Source organism: Mesorhizobium sp. M1396 (assembly GCF_040317725.1).
GTDB lineage: Bacteria > Pseudomonadota > Alphaproteobacteria > Rhizobiales > Rhizobiaceae > Mesorhizobium.
The window spans coordinates 1-20,320 of sequence record NZ_JAMYLA010000034.1 but is presented as its reverse complement, the minus strand read 5'-3'; the positions used below and the strand labels follow the sequence as shown (position 1 = coordinate 20,320).

At 61.1% G+C, this 20,320-nt stretch carries 16 protein-coding genes; 10 read left to right on the top strand and 6 right to left on the bottom strand.

Going from position 1 to position 20,320, the window contains the following annotated elements; genetic code table 11:
- Positions 1 to 30 precede the first annotated feature (30 nt).
- Complete coding sequence (locus tag NKH02_RS21615; RefSeq protein WP_352881276.1) at positions 31 to 3,651, bottom strand: AAA family ATPase; 3,621 nt, start codon at positions 3,649 to 3,651, stop codon at positions 31 to 33.
- Between the two features lie 462 nt (positions 3,652 to 4,113).
- On the opposite strand from NKH02_RS21615, the gene NKH02_RS21610 reads away from it, so the two are divergent.
- Complete coding sequence (locus NKH02_RS21610; protein WP_352881274.1) at positions 4,114 to 4,584, top strand: tyrosine-type recombinase/integrase; 471 nt, start codon at positions 4,114 to 4,116, stop codon at positions 4,582 to 4,584.
- A gap of 36 nt (positions 4,585 to 4,620) precedes the next feature.
- Here NKH02_RS21610 and NKH02_RS21605 read toward each other — a convergent pair whose 3' ends face one another.
- Together NKH02_RS21605 and NKH02_RS21600 are read right to left on the bottom strand one after the other, a co-directional pair.
- Entirely contained in the window at positions 4,621 to 5,607 is a 987-nt protein-coding gene (locus NKH02_RS21605; RefSeq protein WP_352881273.1) for an arginase family protein, read from the bottom strand.
- Positions 5,608 to 5,645: 38 nt separating this feature from the next.
- The gene (locus tag NKH02_RS21600; RefSeq protein ID WP_352881271.1) at positions 5,646 to 6,854 is read right to left on the bottom strand and encodes an aromatic ring-hydroxylating oxygenase subunit alpha; all 1,209 of its coding nucleotides are present in this window, start codon (positions 6,852 to 6,854) and stop codon (positions 5,646 to 5,648) included.
- A 270-nt stretch (positions 6,855 to 7,124) separates the two neighbouring features.
- Between NKH02_RS21600 and NKH02_RS21595 the strand changes: the two genes are divergently transcribed.
- The gene (locus NKH02_RS21595) at positions 7,125 to 8,039 is read left to right on the top strand and encodes an alcohol dehydrogenase catalytic domain-containing protein (protein WP_352881269.1); all 915 of its coding nucleotides are present in this window, start codon (positions 7,125 to 7,127) and stop codon (positions 8,037 to 8,039) included.
- A gap of 158 nt (positions 8,040 to 8,197) precedes the next feature.
- On the opposite strand, the gene NKH02_RS21590 is transcribed toward NKH02_RS21595, so the two are convergent.
- Entirely contained in the window at positions 8,198 to 9,202 is a 1,005-nt protein-coding gene (locus NKH02_RS21590; RefSeq protein ID WP_352881267.1) for a 2Fe-2S iron-sulfur cluster-binding protein, read from the bottom strand.
- A gap of 398 nt (positions 9,203 to 9,600) precedes the next feature.
- On the opposite strand from NKH02_RS21590, the gene NKH02_RS21585 reads away from it, so the two are divergent.
- Positions 9,601 to 10,590, top strand: coding sequence for a quinone oxidoreductase family protein (locus tag NKH02_RS21585; protein WP_352881265.1), 990 nt, complete (start codon positions 9,601 to 9,603; stop codon positions 10,588 to 10,590).
- A 707-nt stretch (positions 10,591 to 11,297) separates the two neighbouring features.
- Here NKH02_RS21585 and NKH02_RS21580 read toward each other — a convergent pair.
- Positions 11,298 to 12,392 carry an ROK family transcriptional regulator gene (locus tag NKH02_RS21580; protein WP_502913852.1) on the bottom strand — a complete coding sequence of 365 codons (1,095 nt, stop codon included), beginning with the start codon at positions 12,390 to 12,392 and terminating at the stop codon, positions 11,298 to 11,300.
- 57 nt (positions 12,393 to 12,449) lie between these two features.
- Positions 12,450 to 13,100 (bottom strand): SGNH/GDSL hydrolase family protein, encoded by a 651-nt coding sequence (locus tag NKH02_RS21575; protein ID WP_352881262.1) that lies wholly within the window; start codon positions 13,098 to 13,100, stop codon positions 12,450 to 12,452.
- Between the two features lie 356 nt (positions 13,101 to 13,456).
- Here NKH02_RS21575 and NKH02_RS21570 point away from each other — a divergent pair, with 356 nt between their 5' ends.
- The 7 genes from NKH02_RS21570 to NKH02_RS21540 all read left to right on the top strand — a co-directional run.
- Positions 13,457 to 14,503 carry a substrate-binding domain-containing protein gene (locus tag NKH02_RS21570; protein ID WP_502913851.1) on the top strand — a complete coding sequence of 349 codons (1,047 nt, stop codon included), beginning with the start codon at positions 13,457 to 13,459 and terminating at the stop codon, positions 14,501 to 14,503.
- Positions 14,504 to 14,584: 81 nt separating this feature from the next.
- On the top strand, positions 14,585 to 16,096 hold the full coding sequence (locus NKH02_RS21565; RefSeq protein ID WP_352881259.1) for a sugar ABC transporter ATP-binding protein: 1,512 nt from the start codon (positions 14,585 to 14,587) through the stop codon (positions 16,094 to 16,096).
- Between the two features lie 8 nt (positions 16,097 to 16,104).
- Positions 16,105 to 17,067 carry an ABC transporter permease gene (locus tag NKH02_RS21560; RefSeq protein WP_352881258.1) on the top strand — a complete coding sequence of 321 codons (963 nt, stop codon included), beginning with the start codon at positions 16,105 to 16,107 and terminating at the stop codon, positions 17,065 to 17,067.
- A gap of 3 nt (positions 17,068 to 17,070) precedes the next feature.
- Complete coding sequence (locus NKH02_RS21555; RefSeq protein ID WP_352881256.1) at positions 17,071 to 18,018, top strand: ABC transporter permease; 948 nt, start codon at positions 17,071 to 17,073, stop codon at positions 18,016 to 18,018.
- A gap of 91 nt (positions 18,019 to 18,109) precedes the next feature.
- On the top strand, positions 18,110 to 18,793 hold the full coding sequence (locus NKH02_RS21550; RefSeq protein WP_352881255.1) for an SGNH/GDSL hydrolase family protein: 684 nt from the start codon (positions 18,110 to 18,112) through the stop codon (positions 18,791 to 18,793).
- Between the two features lie 331 nt (positions 18,794 to 19,124).
- Positions 19,125 to 20,030, top strand: a complete 906-nt coding sequence (locus NKH02_RS21545; RefSeq protein ID WP_352881253.1) for a tyrosine-type recombinase/integrase — start codon at positions 19,125 to 19,127, stop codon at positions 20,028 to 20,030.
- 4 nt (positions 20,031 to 20,034) lie between these two features.
- Positions 20,035 to 20,320: transposase zinc-binding domain-containing protein (locus NKH02_RS21540; RefSeq protein WP_352881251.1), on the top strand; the 286-nt coding region annotated here is incomplete at its 3' end.

Below are 20,320 nucleotides of genomic sequence, written 5' to 3'. Positions count from 1 at the left end.
GCAGACTATACGCGAGTAAGGAGGCCAACCCTAGACACCATCCTTGATCTTCGCGATCAGCGCCATGATCTGGTCAGTCTGGATACCGTCGAGCTCTTCGGTAGTTACCAGGATGCCGTTGGGGCCACCGCCCGCCTCTTCTGGCAGGATCCCATTGTCCCGATACCACTGGAGCTTGAGCGCCCACTTCCGATCATATTCGGCATCTCCCTTCATGCCGAGATGCTCCCAATACCAGATGCTGCCGGTTACCGCGTCCTCGACCGTGAAGTCAGGATATCGACGGCTGCCGTCAGAGACGATGAGTGGACGTTCATAGGCGTAATCAAGACCGGCGCTTTGCAACTCGTTGGCGATTATCACTTCCGATTTGGAGATCATCAGTTCGCCGCGGCGTGAGCGGTGAATGTGTTTGCCATCAAAAATCCGCGTTCCAACTACGATCGGTCGAGGTGGTCCGAATAGATTGGTAAGGCGGCGGGCCGCGTCGGACAGGTGTCGGAAATCAACCAGCCGATGCGGGTCGCCCTGACACAGGATCACGAGTCGTCGGCTTTGACGGGTCAGCGCCGTGTAGAGAAGCTCGCGGGACAGGATTCTGCAGGGATTGGGCAGAACCACGAACACCGTGTCGAACTCGCTGCCCTGGGCCTTATGGACGGTCAGTGCGTAAGCTAATTCGAGCAGGCTGCCGTCTTCACCGAGATCGCTGGGCCAATAGGTATATTCAAAACCGGGTTGCGAGGAGAAAGTGACGCGGACGTTGTTGAGGTTCGTTTTTTTGCCTTTTTTTCTAAAGGGTCCAGTCGCGATGCCGATCTCCCCGTTCGCGACGTAGCAAAGCGAAGCGTTGCCGTCCGCGTCCGCATCCGGATAGACCCAGGTCCTCCGGTGGTTGCCAAGGTTGATCACCTTGTCGTCGTATATGATGCCGTCTTTGCCCATAGGCGGGGAAACCTTGGCGTAGCGACGATCAGCCAGTTCGGCGGCCTTGCGGGTCTCGCCGCGAAAATATTTCTGGACGAGCCGATTGGTCAGCAGCGTGCCGGCGGCGTCACCTCGCAACGGCGATAAGATCTGCCATTTGTCGGCGGCCGGCCCTGAAGACCAGAAGTTGAAATAGACATGGTCACCACTGCGCGTGCCTCCGAGCGCAAGCTCGGAGAAAGACGCCTCGCGATCGGCCGGGTCGATGCCGAGCTCCTCCGCCACGATCTTGGGAAGCAGTGAAGCAAGATCAGAGGGGGACGACCACAGGCAGAGACGCAGATGGCCTCCGTTATAGCCGGTGTAGAGGTGCGAAATGATCTCGTCGCTCGCGGGTCCCGAGGCTCGCCCGCTGAACAAGTCAGCAAGCTCTAAGTCCCTACGGTCGGCGCCGCGTTGCCGGCTACCAACGGTCAGTTCCGCGTAGCCTGGCGCAACCTTTGGCGCTCCTGGCGCGACGATTTCCGGCGCGAGCAACGAGACGATATCAACGAATGGCCGACCCGCACCGATTGGGGGCAACTGGCTGGGGTCGCCGACCAATATAATGCGATCGACAGAACTCAATGCGTCAATGAGTGCGGCCAACTGCTCTTCGGTCAACATCGACGCCTCGTCGACGATCACCGTCTTATGCCCTGAAGAACGCTCCAGATCGCCAATCACGTGGTAGCTTTGCGTCGCTTCGCGATATCTCCGAGGCCGCAGAAATTGGGCCAGAGTCTTCGCCGAAATCCCGGTTTGCGTCTGCAGCCTGACTCGCGCTTTGCCCGTCGGCGCGAGCAGCAGCACGCCCGCGTTCTTGATCGGATCCGCTTGGCAGAGAAACCTTAGCAGAGTTGTCTTGCCGGTGCCGGCGGCGCCGATCAGGACCGACAGCCGGGACGCTGCAAGTTCGCGAAGCGCCGCTGCCTTCTCCTTGCGACCCTGGTCCTCGAGTGACCCTTTAGGCGCGGAACCCGGCAGATTGCTATCCAGCTCGGCGCGCCAATCGACCGGAACGTCGAGGCGCCTGCCTTGTCTAACGCGTTTGATGACCGTCCGCTCGATGAGCATCCGCGCCGCCGCGAGGCGGTCAAGCTGGAATGCGGGCGCGCCGTCATCAAGTGTGCAATGCTCAATCTGCGGCTTGAGCGCCTCGCTGTGAATCTCGAAATGATCGGTGGTCGCTGGAAGTGAAGGCTCGACGGCGAGGCCTTTGACTGCGGCGAGGACCATGTCGCGTCCCAGGAGCGTATGCCCTTCGTTGGCGGCCTCTTCGAGCACCGAGAGGGTCGCTGCGCGCAGACGCCGACCATCGACCGGGCCCGTCATGGCTGACGGAGCCGGCACCGGATGGGCGTCGAGCACGGCGGCTTGAGGAAAAACCGCCTGGTCGACAGTGCGGAAGGCTATCGGATCGACCTGTCCTCGATCGCATTCGAAGAGGAGATAGGGATTGGCGACGATCGCATCGTCCGCAATCGGTTTGCCGACATAGCTCAATTCGGCAGCGCCACGCGCGGCTGGATCCCACCAGCGTGCCGCCTGCTCTGATGAGAGATTGACCCGGGCCAGCAGCATGGCCAGCGTCCGCCGTTTGGTGCCCCCATTTGAATGCAGGTAGGTCCAAATGTCCTTGAGCGCGGCAAGCTGTGGTGCCAGATCACGCGGTGCCGTGGCCGGAGCCGCAACAAGTTTGCCGAGCGCGGTCCAGGTGTTGCCGTTTTTGCCGGCGAGCGACCAAGCGTGCTGAGCGAGTTGATGGCCGTGCGGCACGCCGAGCGCCGTGAGAAGCGATCCTAGTCCCGGATACGGTCCGCGAAGCTCCCATAGTTCGCCGAGTCGTTCGTCTATCCATTTCAGTTGCGATCCCCAAGCGCCGCCGAAGCGACGGCCGAAGGTCGCGAGCGCCTCTTTCATTGCCAGTAGTGCAGAGATCGCGGTGCCCTGCGAGACCAGCTCGCTCGCGTAGGAGAATTCCGACCGATATTCAGGCGGCACGAAGGCGATGCAGTCGCTTATGTCGAGAGCTGGATCGGCCTCGGCTTGCCTAAGCAACTCGTGCAAGGGAAGGAGAACTCCGCCCGACCCGTCCGGACGCAACGTATGGCAGACGCTTCGCTCCCACAGATACGAGCGAATTGGGCTGGTGGCGCCGGGTTCATAGTCCCACTCGCGCAAGTCGCCGATCGACGTCACCTTGGCGGCTCCCACGATGATCCATTGATCGTCGTCGAGCAGGGGTGTTCGCTTGGCGTAGAAGAAGACGAGACTCTCTTTCGGCTCAATGGCTGAGAAGAATGCGTCGAGCAGGCCCTGCTGATTACGATGGCCTTGGATCCAGGGGCGATCGTAAAGCCAGTCAGGACCGTCGGGTTCAAATTCGGGATGGGAGTCGATGCCCCACCGTTCGGCCAGAGCACCGGCGTCGATCGATCCCTTCTTCCATTTTTCACCCCATGCGCGGTCCTTCAGAAGCCAGCCGAAGGGGGTGGCGGCCGCTGAAAAGGCCGGATGAAGAAAGAGGGTGTCGCGGATGTGCCGATGATCATCGCTAGTTCGCGCGTAGGCATGGCGCGCGAGACGGACGATGCTGTGGTCTGGCCGACAGAAAGCTAACCCGCTCCGAGAAACATGGTGGCGCTTCGTCGCGTGGAACTGAATCGAGAAACTGACCGGCATACGGTTCCTCAACTTCATCGTTCTTGGCGGCGCCAATGCGATTGAGCGCCAAACAACTCGAGTTTTGACTCGGTGCGCGGCAGACCGTGCCATCCCAGCCGGCATCGTGCCAAGGCACACGTACGGATAGATGGCTCCGCGGCACGCGCGGCGTGAGTTTTGTGGTCACCATAGTTGCCCCCTTTTAACCTCTTACCATACTCGGCGGGCCTCGGCAGGATTGGACTTTGGCGAAACCCCAATGGCCCCTGCGACAGAGCAAGGCGCGTTCCATCCGGCAAAATCAGAGCACCAGCACGGTGGGATGGTATAGTTGGAGCTTCCTGCGCTCGACGGGATTAATGACGGTCAACAAAAAAGGCTGTCATCCGAGAAAACTACTGCCAACGCGCTTCGGTCCGCCCTGTTGGAAAAGTCGTTCTGGAGGCTCTCGGTGAACCGTCTACGGGTGCGGCGTTCGTCATGGCAGGCGCACGCAAAGCAGAGTCTTTCGGGGGCCTGCCAAAGGCATGGCTGAGGATGGTGAAGCGCGCTGGCCTTGTCGGCGTCACTCCGCACACGCTTCGGCATTCGTTCGCTTCTATAGCTGGCGATCTCGGCTACTCCGAGCCTACGATCGGCGCAATGCTCGGCCATGCCGCAGGGTCAGTCACGAGCCGCTACATTCATCACCTCGATGAAGCGCTGGTTGCCGCGGCGGACCGTGTTTCCGACACCATCGCCGAGATGATGTTTGAAGACGTGACGGCGGACGGCATGTCCGAGCGAGCGCGGGCTGAAGATCATCGAGGTCCGAATCGCGATGCGCTTAGCGACAAGCGCCACGAGCGGACGGGGGAAGGAGTTGCCGCAGCAGTTCCTCAACAGAAGGGCCGCAGCGGGTCGACTCACGGCGTAGCGCCAAGGTCAGGTTTGGAGAAGCGCCCCCTGTGATCTGTCCCCGATCGAAGGGGTGATGGGCGCGGCCGTTCATCTGGCCGCCGCAGACGATACATTTTTAAGAATGGACCCGATGGCCAAAGAGATGATCCGGCCAGCGGTCAACGCCGAAGTGCCGCGCGGATCTTTCGACGGAACAAACTCCACGGCTGCAAGGCTACAGATCGTTGCCTTTGCCGCGACAGCCTTGATGAGTTCGACGACCTCCCAGTATAACAGCCCCCCAGGCGCCGGAACAAACACAGCAGGCATGATTGTAGGATCAAGGCCGTCTAAGTCGAGGTTTATGTGGACCCGGGATTCGGCCGGTATTGCTTCAACAATCTGTTGGATGCCTTTTTGACGAACGACATGCGCCGGAAAAAATCTCACGCCCCAAGCTTCTGCGTCGGCGATTTCGTTGTGGCCAGCCGAACTCAGGCCGCGGGCGCCTACTTGGACCATCGTGGCGACGTTCCGCTGTTCCGATGCGCGCCGCATCACGCTGGATAGCCCGTAGCGTTCTCCATCGACCTCGTCGCGCCAATCGATATGCGCGTCGATCTGTAGAATGGTCAGATCTGGCGTTCTTGCCGCAACAGCCTTGATGATTGGAACTGGCACCGAATCGTCGCCGCCTATCACGACGGGAACGGCCCCCCTGTCGATGATCTTCAAGATGGTTTCGTGGATAAGATTGCGATTCTCCTCTGGCATGTCAGGCCGCGTTGGCAAATCGCCAAAGTCTCGAACGAGACCTTCCCTTCCACAAAAAGGGAGCGCGGCAAGATCCCAGTCGTAACGGTCCTTCGCTCCAGCCCACATCGCCAGTCCGTCTCGAATTGCTTGTGGTGCGTCGAGGTTCGCGTGGGCGTAGCCAACAGCGCCCGGATAGGGGGTGGCGCATGGAATGCCTATCACGACGACTTGTGCGTCGAGATCTTCGATATCTGTGCAGGCTGCGACGCCCATGAACGTGGTGGAATCGGCAATGCCCAACATCGGCATGGCGTTGCGTGGCTTCGATGTGTTGTCCATGCCGGTGCTTTTCCACGACTCGGTTTTGACGGGATTGATTACTGAGCAGCTTTCAGTTTTGCGGCGATGGTTTTCTGGAAGTTGTGGAGGGCGACTTCCCAGTGCGGAGAGAAGCGGCTTGGCAGGTTGAGTTCCTCGCGGATGGGCGCCATGGCCTGGACCTGGGTCCAGGGTCCGTCGTCCTCGTCGAGAACCTGCTTCCAATAGATGGTGTTCTCGTCACGCAGCTTCTTGAATTCCGGTGCGATGGCCGCATCGCCGATGAAGTAGGTGCGGGAGGTGTAGTGGGTCAAAGTGGGCCCGCGCGGCAGTTGTAGAGACGCGGAGACGTAGCTCGGCGTGCAGGTCAGGATTGTGGCCGGGAAGATGAACAGGATGACCGCGTGCGCGACCCCGGTCTCCTCCATGACAGGGAAGAAGGGCAGCGCATTGCCGTCCGAGGCCTTGGTGGCGTAGCGCTTCTGGGCGTCGGCAAGTGAGCGCCGCGACGAGAAGCCCGAATAGACCTCGCCGCCGATTTCGGAAGTGTAGTCCTTGCTGTGGTCGAAGGCCTTGTGGACGAACGGCAGGTGGTAGTCTTCGATCCCTCCCTCCAGAACGATCTTCCAGTTGACCGCGAAGTCCCGGCTGCCGCGGCCCGTCGCCGAATCCGCTGGCTTGAGGAGGGAGAAGTCGAAGGTGCCTTCGACGCGGTCGCGAACAGGCTTCAGGAACGTCTCGAGTTCGACAGCCTTGCCGTCGATGTTGGCGAAGATGATGTCGAAATACTGGCCGCTGCGCACCTCGATCAGGGACAGCTCGGCGAGGTCGAAGTTCTCGGCGTTGTTCTGGTTGACGCCAGCGATGGCGGGCGTGGCCAGAAGATTGCCTTCCAGCCCGTAGGTCCAGCAATGATAGGAACAGCGGATCGTCTTGACGTTACCCTTGTCCTTGACGAGCTTCATGCCGCGGTGACGGCAGATGTTATGATAGCATTTGATGTTGCCGTCCTTCAGCCGCACTAGGATTAGTTCGTATCCGGCAACGCTGACGGGAACGACGTCGCCAGGATTGGGGATGTCGCTGGCGAATCCGACGCCCACCCAACCGGCGGCGAAAATATGCTTGCGCTCGGCCTCGTAGAAGGACGGATCATAGTAGGCCCGCCCCGGCAGGCCCTCGGCAAGGTTGGTGCTGCGGTCGAGCCTCTCGATGTCGTGGGGCGAGAGCGGATCAGCTTCCAAACCGGACCTGTCATGAGCATTCATCGTCGCAGCCTCCATTCAACTTCGTGACGAGCGAGCTTGCCAACCAAGCCGGCTCGCGCAATCCACAGTCCGACCCGCCATCATCTCCGCCTGCAGATATTGCGCTCCACCCAACAGCCTGACCATTGTCGATTAACGAACCAAACTTCGGCTCCAAACCCGCGCAGAAAAGTCGAAAAGGCCCTACAAGGAGGGGTGCTGCCCTATTCTAGGTCTGCCAGCCTGTTCCTTTGCGTCAGGTCACGAACTATTGAGATCCGGGAGATCACGATGAGGGCACTTGTAAGAACGACGGACGCCCTGGAGGTGCGCGAAGACTGTCCCGTTCCGCGACCGCATGCTGGCGAGGTGCTCGTCAAGGTGATGGCATTCTCCCTAAGCCGGCAAGAGCTAAGCGGCGATTTCACCGGGGGTGACAAGAGGCGCATCGTCGGCAGCGGCGTAGCTGGTAGGATTGTCGCGGTGGGCGAAGATGTGCCCGCCTGGCGCCTTGGCGACATAGTGATCATCGATCCCGGTCTCGGTCGCCGCGTAGGTGCCGGTCTCTTGGGAATCGACCGCGACGGTGGGGCCGCGGACTATCTGGTCGCCTCTGCGCTCGATGCATGCGCGGTACCGGCCGAACTGCCGATCAACATCCTGCCACTTCTATCGTCGCATTACAGCCTAGGCGAACGCGTACTCACCTGGGCGCGTCTCTATTCCGGAGAGACAATTCTCGTACTCGGCGCAAATGAGGGAGCAGGTCCCGCTGCTGTCGAGCTCGCAGTCACGAGGCATGCGACCGTACACGCCGTAGCTGAGGATTGGGCTCACAACGCTTTGGTGGCGCTCGGTGCGAAACAGGTAGAAAGGTCATTGGCTGAACTGGGGCAGTTCAAGGCCAACGTGATAGCCGACTTCCGCGCCGAGGGCGCCTGGTGGGATTGCTCGCCATTGCTTGAGGAAGATGGGATTTACGTCTCGTCCAAAGGCGACATTGCCCGCAACTCAGCGCCGGCTATCTCGGCACTTGATGAGCCCGACATCTTCACCATGGAAACCTTGGAACACTTGGCTCATATGACCGAACAGCGTAAGCTGGCGCCGAAGGCTGCCAAAGTGGTGGAATTTTGCTGCATAATGCAAGACACCAGCGAAATCATTCCCAAGCAGCAGCTCGGTCCGACTGTTGTGATCATGTGAGAATGAGCGAACGATTCTCAGCCCGGCGCCGCGGCATCTCACAACGACCCATGCCAGGACCAAATGCCGGCAAATCGGGAGTATGATCTCGACAGGGAACGCGGTTGTCGGAAAGCATCATGCTCGACAACGAACGCTTTCATCATTGCTGGACGCGACTAGGACGCGGGCGTCCAGAAGACGTCCGCGTGGCAGTCCTGTCGGGCGAGACCAAGGTCCAATAGCGACTTACGGCAGGTCTCGATCATGATGGGTGGACCGCAGAGATAGGCCTTCATCCCCTCGCAACTGGTCAAATCCTGCCTGATAGCGTCGGCGAGAAAACCTTTGCGGCTGGCCGTTTCGCCGCTCGCGCTTGACAGCACGATCTGTGGCGGACCCCAGCCCAGATTCTTGCAAAGATGGGTGATCTCGGCTTCGCAATAGACATCTCTTTCTGACCGAACGCCGAAAAAGAGATAAGCGGTTCTTGCAACCTGCTCACGGCTGAGCCAGCGGATCATCGACAGGATAGGTGCCAGCCCTGAACCTCCGGCACAGAATACAATTGGCCCAACATGCTGTTTGCGCAGATATGCCATGCCTTTTGGGCCGGCGATGATGGCTTCGTCGCCTGGCTTAAGGTCCGCATAGAGGTGTGGGCTGACTCTGCCACCGGGAACCGCCCTTATGTGAAATTCCAGGAGGTTTGAGGTCGGCGTGTTGGCGAAGGAATAACTTCGCGGGGGATGCTGGGAGAATTGCACATTGGCATACTGGCCCGGAGCAAAGTCGAAGGGCCGGCCGTCCTTCGTCACCATTTGCACTAAAGCAATGTCATGGGTGACCCGCTCGACGGATCGCACCGTTGCCTCGACCGAACGAAAGGCCGCCGCAGGCGCTTCTTCTCGGTCAAGCAGAGCAATTTCGCAATCGCTTCGCAGCATCGAGCGGCAGCCGAGAATATAACCCTGTTGCTTCTCGTCCTCGTCGAGGGCGACATCCAGATACTGCTTCATGTCCACGGAACCGGAGATGAGAGCGCATTTGCACTCGCCGCAAACTCCGTTTCTGCAGTCCGAAGGATAGTCGTGCCCGGTGCGCATCGCCGCTTCAAGAATTGTTTCGCCGTCTCGTACGGCGATCTCGTCGGCAAATTGCTGCACGATCAGTTTGTAGGACATCTCCACGATCCAATATTGGCAGGTAGATTCAATTCGCAGGGACCCGCAACAAACTCTGCGCCCCTGCTGAGCAAGAGCCGACGTTGCGACTGAACGCAATTTGAACAATGCGAAGCAAGGTTTCGCTTTACCCGATGCAGGCTTGCGCCGGCGCAGATGACGGAGCGGTCGCAACACGTGACAGGACTGTTTGCCCGAACTTGATCAAGCTGTCGGCCAGCCGGCGCTCGGGTCTTTCAGGAGCGATTTGGCCCAGCCCTTCAGTGCTGAAACCAAATATTGGTTCGCACAATCATGATGGCCTGCCGGCAAGAGGTGGCGACATTCGTATACGTCCGCGATGACCCGGCAAAAGGCCCGATATCCATATCGGTCGATGACGACAGGAGGATTTCCAAATGCCCAAGGCTCAAGTTGTTCAGATAGAGCACCATGGCCCCCCGGAGGTTATGCACTTTGCTGACTTGGAGTTGGGGCCACCCGGCCGTGGAGAAGTGACCATTCGGCAGACTGCCATAGGCTTCAATTTCATCGATATATCGCAACGCAAAGGCATAGCGCCGCTTCTCTTGCCTACTGGCCTGGGACATGAGGCAGTGGGAGTGGTTGAGGATCTGGATTCCTCAGTAGAGGAGTTCAAGATCGGCGATCGGGTCGCATATATGGGCGCGGGCCCAGGAGCCTACGCGACATTCAGGACCGTCAACGCCGAGAAGCTGGTTGCCGTTCCTGATGGCCTTTCGGACGAGGTGATCGCCGCCCACTTCTTCAAAGGTCTGACGGCGCAGTATCTGATACAAAAAACGTTCCCCGTGCGTAATGGGCATCTGGTGCTCCTGCACGCCGCTGCCGGCGGTGTCGGCTCCATAGTGGCAAGTTGGGCCAGTAAGCTTGGGGCAACCGTGATTGGGACGGTCGGATCGGACGAGAAATGCTCGTTGGCGAAAGCCAACGGATGTGCGTTCGCTGTCAACTATTCGAGAAAAGGCTGGGAGGACGAAATTCTCGAATGGACCGGAGGTACCAAGGTCGACGCAGTCTTCGATTCAATAGGCAAAGACACGTTCCTGTCTTCGCTGGATCTGACCACCCCTTTCGGAACTGTCATTGTCTTTGGCATGGCATCCGGACCGGCTCCGGCGATCGATCCGGAACTCTTGAACCGCAAAGGCTGTCTCTTCCTGACCAGACCTTCCATTTTTCCGCACAACGCGGCAGCGGCGCAATTTCGGGAGAACGCCGCCAACCTATATAAGGCCATGTCGGACGGAATGTTCGATACCAATTCCTACTCCCGGTTCGAGTGGACCCAGGTTCAAGACCTGCATCGGGCCGTCGAAGCGCGCGATCTATCCGGTCCTGCTGTGATTATTCCCCAAATCCCCTAAGTACGTATCACGGACGGTCGCTGACTTCGGCCTGGAAGATCGTGTTGCCGTTCGATCCTGGGATCGTATGACACGCTGGCGCACTGCGGCGAGGCGCTCCTCCTTTGCTCGATGATCCTGCAGGGCGCGCTCCAAATGGTCGTATGGCGGGAGCCATGCCTCGCCATGGTGGCCTCGCGCCACGATGAGCTCGGCGAGGCGGTCGAGCGCTCGCTCAAATCCGCTGTGCTGTGACTGGTCGAGGCGTGGGCGAGTATCGCCTCACGGCTTCGCCTGTCTGCAAGGCTCTCCTGGTACAGTGAAGGCCTGCGTTCGGCTCAGACGGTAATCTGCGGCTGCGACCTGAAAATGGGAAACACTCTCTCCCCGTCGGAGTTTGGTAGCGGGAGAGCGCTACCGCCTTTCCCCCCACTCGGAGAGCTGCCAGTTCCGACTTCGCTGCAGCGGCTGACGAGGCCGTCCTGCCTACAAATCTGGCGCAAGGAGTGCCTTTCCCTCCGAAGGCAGAGGTCACAGGTTCGAATCCTGTCGGGTGCGCCAAAAAACTCAATAGAATCAGTTAGCTTGACGTTATGCCGCAAGAGCTTAGGGCTTCTTTCTGCGCAATTGCAAACTTTGCTACCAGACGCTGCGCAGTATCTGAGGCTGTTTTAGCTCGGGCGGGCGCGTCGCCTGTGTTGGCTAGCGACAGAGCGGGTTCGGTACGATCACTGGATCATGAAGCGCGAGCTGAACGGCAGGCTCGCCGCTCCCACGGCCTTCGGGCTGATGGTGACCCGCGCCGGCAGCGCTTCGATGCCGGGGAATTCCCGGCCGATGTCGTCGCACAATCCCTTGGCGATCTTTTGCGGCGCATAGCTGGACAGGACGACCGTCCTGAATTCGACAAACTGGGTCAGTGCCGAGATCGACGCTTTTAGGCGGTCGGAACATTCGCCCAGCCATGCGCTGTAGGCCTCGCCAAGATCAGGCCATTCAGGGCTGCTGCTCCAGATGATTTCGGACGGGTGCTCGCGCAGGATTAATTCGCTCTCCAGGCGCACGAGGCCGTGATCGAAGCTGGCGCTGGAGTTCCCCTTGTAGATCTGGTGATTGAGGATGAGCCTGCTCTGCAGCCGTGCACCAAGATAGAAGAACAGATAGTCGTTGAGCGGCTTTGCGACGCCGAACATGCTCTCGCCGCCGGCTGCCGCGGTGATGTCGTTCTGCACGAAAACCGGCAGCTTGCTTTGCTCTTCGATCTCGCCTTGCAGAGCCTTCAGGGAGGTGCTCGATCCGTTGCGGGTTGCAGCCATGGCGTCGACGTCGTCGGGAACAGCCAAGCCGATGCCGGCGACCCGGCTGCGCACCTCGACCGGCAAGCTGGTCATGGCTTGGCTGATCGCGCCCAGCAGATCGCTGCTTTGCGGAAAGGGATTGGCTTCATCCGCCGGCAGCTGCTTGTGGAAGCGCACGGTGCCGATGAAGTCGATGAGCGCGATGTCGATCCTGCGCCGGCTGAAGCCGACGCCGACCGCATAGGCGCCCTCCGGATTGAGCGAAAGCGGGATGGTGGGCGGTCCCACGCGGCCGCGCTGCGCCTCGCCCTGCGAGACCAGGCCTTCCTGCTCAAGCGAACGGACAATGACCGAGGCCGTCTGCGCCGACAGGCCGGTCTTCTCGCCGATTTCCATCCGCGAAATGCCTTCGTTCTGCAGCAGCAGCGACAGCACCAGCCGCTCGTTGTAGCTGCGGACGCTCAACGCATTCAGTCCGCTCGCACGATCCGCGATGCGCAAGGGATTGGGTGGTGCGAATCTCATGTCAGGCAAGGGTCGCCCCGTCGGTAAGAGCGCGCTGCCGGACGGCGATATGATTGCTCATGCCGAGCGGCTCCAGCCGATGGCATCGACCGCGCGGGCGAGCGCCGTGCCAAGCAATCTGTGGGCTTCAGCGTCGATGTGAAACCCGTCCGCTTCGCTGCAGGACACCACCGAGCCGGCATCGAAAAAGTGCAGTTCCAGCGAGTCCGCCAGAACCTCGAACTCGAGCGCGAGCAGGCGCGATTTCTCCGGCGCGCCGGCGAAGATGGACTTCCATTCCTTGACGTCGTCCTGCATCGGCGGCGGGGCCACGATCATGATTTCGGGCGTGCGGCCGCCCGGGCCTGGCGCCAGCTCCTTGATGTCGTAAACGAGGCAGCCGATCCCCATCGCCACTTCCGACGGCGGCTTGTTGAAGCGGATCTTCAGGTCGTTGGTGCCGAGCATGATGACGACGAGGTCGAGCGTCGCATGGCTCTGCAGGCAAGGGCGAAGATAGGTTCGGCCGTTCTTGTGTGCTCCCTCGATCGGATCGTCATGGACGGTGGTTCGACCGCTCAATCCTTCCTCGACGACATACCAATCGGCCCCCAGCTGTGCACGCAGTACCCCCGGCCAACGCTCATCGGGACCATAGCGCTCGAGCGGCCCCCTGCCGGGGATCTGGCCGTGCGTGTTGGAATCGCCGTAGCACAAGACTGATCGCATGTTTTTCCCGCCGGGACTGACAGCGCGCCGAAGCCGGCGAGCGCCATTCATGATGGATAGAGGAGCGGTGAAAGGCAAGCAAGGGAATAGTCATTCAACATGACTAACTATTGACAGGCCGAATCCGCTGTGCTTCTAAAGTGCCCGGAGGAGTTCTCAACCGTCATCATCGTCCAGCCCAGGTTGGACCTCGACACGCATGTGTTCGGGGGCGGGAGAATTGCGTGCATCGGTCGGTTTGCGACGACGAGCGTGCATTGGGAGAGCGTCTCGCGGCCCGTACGAATTCGTGCGGCCGGGGCAACCACAAGGAGGAGAGTTCAATGTTAGGATTGCTGAAAACCGTCGGTCTGGGGATGTTCGTTGCATCAGCGCTTGCCGTGACATCCCTGGCGCATGCGGAAGATGTCAAGCTGATGGACGGCGTCGCGCCGCGCCCCGACGACACGCGCATGACCGCGGCCGGTGCGTTCAAGAAGGACCCGCCCTGGGTCATCGGAATGAGCGACTTCGGCGTCAACGCCAACACCTGGACCGTGCAGGTGGCGCATGAGGCGGAGAACGCCGCGGCCAAGGACAAGCGCATCTCGAAGTTCATCCTACTCGATGCGGGCTTCGACCAAAAGAAACAGGTGGCCGATATCGAGGATCTGATCGCGCAGCATGTCGACGCGATCATCGTTCAGCCGGTGACCAGCACATCGGCCAACGCCAGCATCGCCAAGGCGGTCGCCGCCGGCATCCCCGTCGTCCTTCACACCGGCCGCATCGATTCCGATGCCTACACCACCGAGATCCAGGGCGGCGCCGAACATTTCGGCAAGGTGATGGGCGACTGGCTGGTGAAGACCGTCGGCGACAACGGCAAGATCTGGGTCCTGCGTGGCCTGGCCGGCCATCCGGAAGACACCAACCGCTACAACGGCCTGCTGGAATCGCTCAAGGGCACGCATGTGCAGATCACCGCCGAGGAGCATGGCGACTGGCAGTATGACAAGGCCAAGAAGCTGTGCGAGACGCTCTATCTGAACAATCCGCAGGTCGACGGCATCTGGTCGTCCGGCGCCGACATGACACGCGCCTGCGTCGATGTCTTCAAGCAGTTCGGCACGCCCATTCCGCCGATTTCGGGCGAGGGCAACAATGGCTATTTCGGCCAGTGGATCACGGACGGCTTCAAGTCGATCTCGCCGGAATACAGCCCCGCTCAAGGCGCCGCCGGCGTGCGTGCCGCCGTCGCCCTGCTCGAGGGTCAACAGCTCTACAAGCGCTACGTCTACAACCCCGACGGCTGGGACAAGGACAAGGCCGCCAAATACTATCGCGACGACCTGACCGCCAATGTCTGGTGGCCGAGCGAACTGCCCGAGGACAAGCTCAAGGAATATTACGGCAAGAAGTGACGGCGCCGTGGCTGGCGGGGAGTGGACAGGCATTCCCCGCGGGCCGTTCCATCTGTCGAATCCGGTTCGTTCGAGGGTTTCGTGACCAGTCTTATCGATATGTCCCACATTTCGAAGGCGTTCGGAGGGAGCAAGGCGCTCCACTCCGTTTCCCTCGATCTCAAGGCGGGCAGCGTTCACGCCCTGATGGGGGAGAATGGCGCCGGCAAATCGACGTTGATGAAGATCCTGGCGGGCGTGCATCAGCCCGATTCCGGCGAAATCTTCATGAACGGGGAAAAGCTCGATCTGAAGTCCCCGCGCGCCGCGCTGGATGCAGGCATTTCGACCGTTTTCCAGGAGCATTCGCTGCTGCCCAATCTGTCGATCGCCGAGAACATGTTTCTTGGCCGGGAGCCGACGACCCGGTTCGGCTCGATCGACTATCCCGCTATGAGCAGCCAGACCGCCAAGGCGCTTGGCGAACTCGGCCTCACCCTCGATCCATCACAACTCGTTTCCAACCTGACGATCGCCGAGCGGCAATTCGTCGAGATCGCGCATTGCATCCAGGCGGACGCCAGCGTGCTCATTCTCGACGAACCGACGGCGGCGCTGAATGCGGCCGATGTCGATGTGCTCAACCGCAACATCCGCCGGCTGCGCGATAAGGGAAAGGCTGTTGTCTACATCTCGCATCGCATGGAGGAGATCTTCGAGCTGTGCGACACGGTCACGGTGCTGAAGGACGGCGCGCTGGTCGGCACCAGGGTGGTGTCCGAGATCACCACGGACGAACTCATCGCCATGATGGTCGGACGCGAACTCCAGGACCTTTTTCCCGATCGCACGGGCGACAAGGGCGACGAGATCCTGCGCGTCGAAAACCTCAGGATCACCGAGACATCGCAGCCTTTGTCGCTGACTTTGCACAGAGGCGAGATCGTCGCCCTGGCCGGGCTCGAGGGGCAGGGCCAGCAACGCTTCCTGAGATCGCTGATCGGCCGCTACCATCCCTTCGCCGGGACGATTTCCGTCAACGGCAAGGCGCTGAAGATGCCGCTCTCGGCGTCGTCGGGCGTTCGCCATTTGCAGCAACTGAAGGTCGGCTTCGTTCCCGAGGACCGCAAGGAGGAGGGGCTCTTTCTCGCTTTGCCGATCGCCCACAACATCGCCATCGGATTGCATTCGAGGCAATCCGAACTCGCGCCGGCGCGACCGTATCGAAGCGTCATCGCCCGCATGATGGAGGCCCTGAACATTAAGGCGTCAGGGCCGTCGGCTCCGGTCGGCTCCCTGTCGGGTGGCAACCAGCAGAAGGTTCTGCTCGGCCGCTACCTCGCCGCCGATCTCGATCTTTTGCTGGTGGAGGAGCCGACCCGCGGCGTCGACATCGGCGCTAAGTCCGAGATCTATCATCTGCTGCGCGACTTCACCCGCAAGGGCGGCGCGGTGCTGGTGCTGTCGCGCGAGACGATCGAGTTGATTGGGCTCTGCGACCGCATCTACGTCGTCCATCACGACACCATCGTTGCCGAAATGCCGGCGGCGCAGGCGACGGAACACAAGATCCTCGACGCGGCCCTGATGGGCGGCTCCACGCGCCAGCATTAGGGGCTTCCATGCATCGTTCGCTTTTCAACATCCTGAGTGGCCGCAACACACGGCAGGGCCTGTGGGGACTGCCGCTGCTGGTCGCCTTGCTCATTTCGCTGTGGCTGACTGTCGAGACGACACAGTTCGCGACGGCCGAGAACCTCTTCAACCTGGTTGCTCAGGCGATGCCGCTGATCATCGCGGCGCTCGGACAACTCGTCGTCGTGCTCATCGGCGGGCTCGATCTGTCCGTCGGCTCTGTCATCAGTTTCACCACGGCGGTGCTGGCGCTCGACCAGCCGGCGATCGTGCTGATCCCCGCGGTCTTCATGCTGGCCGCGCTGATCGGGCTGATCAACGGCCTGGCGATCACCCGTTTCAACGTCCATCCGATCATCGCGACGCTGTCGACGCAGTATATCGTGCTCGGCATCACGCGCATCTTGCGTCCCGTCTCCGGCGGCACCGTGCCGGAGATCGTCATCGCTGCCGTCTCAGGCAGTTTCCTGGGCATTCCCTATCCGGTTTTCTGGGGCATCGTCGTGATCCTGGCAGCCTGGAAGCTGCTCTACGGATCGCGATACGGGCTGCACCTGTTTGCGATCGGCGGCGGCATCGCGTCCGGCGCCGAGAGTGCCGCGCGCAACTTCGGCGTCTCCGACCGTCGCAACATCATCCTCGCCTATGTGGTCTGTTCGTGTTTCGCGGCCGTTGCCGGTGTCTTCCTGGCCGGGCGCATCGTGTCGGGCGATCCGAATGTCGGGCTGCTTTTCGAACTCGACACCGTCACCGCCGTGGCTCTTGGAGGCACCCAGCTCTCGGGCGGCATCGGCAGTCTGCACGGCACGGTGATCGGCGCGCTGGTCATGGCGCTGCTGGCCAATGGCATGAACCTCGCCAACGTCTCGCCCTTTGTCCAGACCGCGATCAAGGGCGGCATCCTGCTGGCGGTGGTCGGGCTGCAATCCCGCAAGAAGATGGGACTCTGAGCTATGGCTCTCGCAAATCCGATCGCACGGCGTCTGCTGCGCATACCGCCGTCATACTTTGTCTTCCTCGTGCTGCTGGCTACGCTGTGGATCGCGCGGCCGAACATGCTCAACCTCAACATCATGGGCATCTTCATCAGGCAGATCGTTCCGCTCGGCATCCTGATGCTGGGCCAGCTCGTCGTCATGCGGGTGAAGTCGATCGACCTCTCCGGCGGCGGCATCATCCTGCTCATCAACTATTTCATCTCGTCGGGCAGTTTCCCCGGCGCGTCGATGCCCTTCTTCGTCGCGCTGGCGCTCGCCACTGGCCTCGTCATCGGCCTGTTCAACGGCTTCATGATCGGCAACCGGCGGGTATCGGCCGTCATCGTTACGCTGGCCGTCAGCATCATCCTGGTAGGGCTGGTGCAGTTCCTGTCGAGCGGAAATCCACCCGGCGACGTGCCGAAGCTGTTCAACGACCTCTACAACACGAAATTCCTGTCGGTACCGACGCCCGTTCTGTTCTGGATCCTGCTGACCGCCGCGGTGTCGCTGCTGCTGTCGCAGACGGTGTTTGGCCGCTATGTCGCCTCGGTCGGGGAGAATGCCGAAGCCGCCCATTTTTCCGGCGTGCCGGTTCAGCGCACCGTCATCCTGGCACATACGCTCGCCGGCCTGATCGCGGCGATCGCGGCCCTGGTGCAGACCGGTTCGATTGCCGTCGGCAGCGTCAGGGTCGGTCTCGACCTGCCGATCCTGGCGGTTGCCGCAACGATCCTTGGCGGCGTCGTCTTCGGCCGCGGCGACGGCGGCGTCTGGGGGCCTTTCTTCGGTGCGCTGTGCTTTGCGCTGCTATTCGTGGTGATGACGGTGCTCGGCATCGATGAGCCCGGCAAGCTCATCGCCCAGGGCGTCATCATCCTCGGCGCGGCGATCTTCTACGGAGTGCGCGTGCGAACCCCCTGACTTGAGACAGCGAAAGGCAGTTCGGCCCCGGCGCTGGCCGGGACCGACAAACCGCGCGTTCAGACAATTGCAAACAGATGGAGAGACATGGATGTCACCGCCAAAAAACATCATGTGCTATGGCGACTCGCTGACCTGGGGCTGGGTTCCGGTCAAGGAAGGGTCGCCGACCTATCGCTACCCCTATGATCAGCGCTGGACGGGTGTGATGGCGTCGGCGCTCGGCGAAGGCTATCACATCATCGAAGAAGGCTTGAGCGCGCGCACGACCTGCCTCGACGACCCCAACGATCCGCGCCTGAACGGCGCCAATTACCTGCCCTCGGCGATTGCCAGCCATCTGCCGCTGGACCTGGTCATCGTGATGCTCGGCACCAACGACACCAAGTCTTATTTCCGCCGGACGCCTTACGAGATTGCCAATGGAATGGCGAAACTGGTCGGGCAGATCCTGACAAGTGCCGGCGGTGTCGGCACGCCCTATCCGGCTCCGAAGGCGCTGGTCATTGCGCCGCCGCCCCTCAGCCCGATGCCCGACCCATGGTTCGAGGGCATGTTCGGCGGCGGTCACGAAAAGTCGAGGGATCTGGCCAGTCAGTACAAGGCGATGGCCGATTTCATGAAGATCGACTTCCTCAACGCCGGCGATTTCGTCACCACGGACGGTGTCGACGGCATTCACTTCACCGCCGAAAACAACGCCGATCTCGGGCGCGCGGTCGCCGACAAGGTCAGATCGATTCTTGGGCCAAGCCGCGTCAGCACCGCCGCCTGAAGCTGCAACCCCGCCGGCTTGCGGCACACAGGCCGACGGAGTGTGTCGCACCTTCCTCCCGCGATGCACAAAATACGGGGCCGGACGATGAGTTCGACTACCCCGTATTTTGTGTTGCTTGGATGGTTGTCTTAGCCTGGCCCTGATCCCGGCGCCTCGGACGCAAATCTGAAACGCGGCGGGGCGATCTGGCCGGCAGCTATGCGCCCCATGCACGAACCCGCTTCGCGGGAGGGTCGCCTGATTCTGAGATGGCGCGGTATTCATAGGCCTTGAGCGGGTAGAGCCCGCGATCCGACCATGGAGTTCCCTTCAACGAGAGGAACTTGCCATGGCTACCCTGTCGACCGACGCTCCGATCACACCGCTTCGCCAGCGCATGCAGCAAGACATGCTGATGCGGGGCCTGGGACCACATACGCAGCAGGACTACGTTCGTCATGTCCGACGCTTCGCAGCCTTTCTCAGACGCTCTCCCGATACTGCGACGCCCGAGGACATCCGTCGCTTCCAGTTGTATCAGCATGAGAACGGCGTTGGGCCTGCGACCATCAACGGCGCGGTCTCGGCGTTGCGGTTCCTGTTCCTGGTGACGCTGAAGCGGCGGGATCTGGCACGTGTGCTGGTGATCATGCGCTATCCGCACAAGCTGCCCGATGTGCTGAGCGTTGAGGAAGCGGCGCGGCTCCTCGAAGCAGCACCAGGCATCAAGTACAAGGCCGCGCTCGGTGTCGCCTATGGCGCGGGCCTGCGCGTGTCCGAGGTCGCGCACCTCAAGGTCGACGACATCGACTCGACACGCATGCTGATCCGCGTCGAACAGGGCAAGGGACGCAGGGACCGCAACGCCATGCTCTCGCCGCAGCTACTGGAACTGCTGCGGCTGTGGTGGCGCGAAGGCAAGCGGCTGGGGGTGATGCTCCCCCATGGCTGGCTGTTCCCGGGGCGCGGCTGCACGGCGCCGATCTCGTCGCGGCAACTGCATCGCGCGGTCCAGGAAGCAGCCGAAGTCGCCGGCATCCGCAAGCGCGTCAGTCCGCACACGCTGCGTCACAGCTTCGCCACCCACCTACTTGAGCAGGATGTCGACATCCGTGTCATCCAGGTGCTGCTCGGGCACAGCAAGCTCGATACCACCGCGCTCTACACCAAGGTCTCGACCCGGACGATCCACGCGGTCGCAGGGCCGCTCGACCGGCTGATGGCGCTGATGGAAGGCAAGACGCCTCCCGGCTGAACCGGTGCGCGCGGACCTGGAGGTCGCCGATATCTTCCGTGCTGCCGGCCCCGGATACCGGGTCGCCCATGCAGGGCATCTGAGCCTGCAGCAGCTCAAGGTGATGTCGGCGATCGAACACTGCCGCACCGCTGCGTTGGGTGGTCATGTCGAAGCCTGTGAGGACTGCGGCCAATGGCGGATCGCCTACAACAGCTGTCTTATGGGCAGATCCAGTAATGGGGAGTTGGCGTGCCGGCAACGGCATTTTTCGGTGAATTGTTGCGCTTTTTGTCTCCATAACCGCGCGG

Bases quoted from the DNA above. Each gene is read 5' to 3' on its own strand.
- NKH02_RS21550 (WP_352881255.1), top strand. From the start codon at position 18,110: ATGTCACCGCCAAAAAACATCATGTGCTATGGCGACTCGCTGACCTGG.
- NKH02_RS21570 (WP_502913851.1), top strand. From the start codon at position 13,457: ATGTTCGTTGCATCAGCGCTTGCCGTGACATCCCTGGCGCATGCGGAA.
- NKH02_RS21545 (WP_352881253.1), top strand. From the start codon at position 19,125: ATGGCTACCCTGTCGACCGACGCTCCGATCACACCGCTTCGCCAGCGC.
- NKH02_RS21585 (WP_352881265.1), top strand. From the start codon at position 9,601: ATGCCCAAGGCTCAAGTTGTTCAGATAGAGCACCATGGCCCCCCGGAG.
- NKH02_RS21605 (WP_352881273.1), bottom strand. From the start codon at position 5,607: ATGGACAACACATCGAAGCCACGCAACGCCATGCCGATGTTGGGCATT.
- NKH02_RS21560 (WP_352881258.1), top strand. From the start codon at position 16,105: ATGCATCGTTCGCTTTTCAACATCCTGAGTGGCCGCAACACACGGCAG.
- NKH02_RS21580 (WP_502913852.1), bottom strand. From the start codon at position 12,392: ATGAGATTCGCACCACCCAATCCCTTGCGCATCGCGGATCGTGCGAGC.
- NKH02_RS21600 (WP_352881271.1), bottom strand. From the start codon at position 6,854: ATGAATGCTCATGACAGGTCCGGTTTGGAAGCTGATCCGCTCTCGCCC.
- NKH02_RS21595 (WP_352881269.1), top strand. From the start codon at position 7,125: ATGAGGGCACTTGTAAGAACGACGGACGCCCTGGAGGTGCGCGAAGAC.
- NKH02_RS21575 (WP_352881262.1), bottom strand. From the start codon at position 13,100: ATGCGATCAGTCTTGTGCTACGGCGATTCCAACACGCACGGCCAGATC.
- NKH02_RS21555 (WP_352881256.1), top strand. From the start codon at position 17,071: ATGGCTCTCGCAAATCCGATCGCACGGCGTCTGCTGCGCATACCGCCG.
- NKH02_RS21590 (WP_352881267.1), bottom strand. From the start codon at position 9,202: ATGTCCTACAAACTGATCGTGCAGCAATTTGCCGACGAGATCGCCGTA.
- NKH02_RS21610 (WP_352881274.1), top strand. From the start codon at position 4,114: ATGGCAGGCGCACGCAAAGCAGAGTCTTTCGGGGGCCTGCCAAAGGCA.
- NKH02_RS21615 (WP_352881276.1), bottom strand. From the start codon at position 3,651: ATGCCGGTCAGTTTCTCGATTCAGTTCCACGCGACGAAGCGCCACCAT.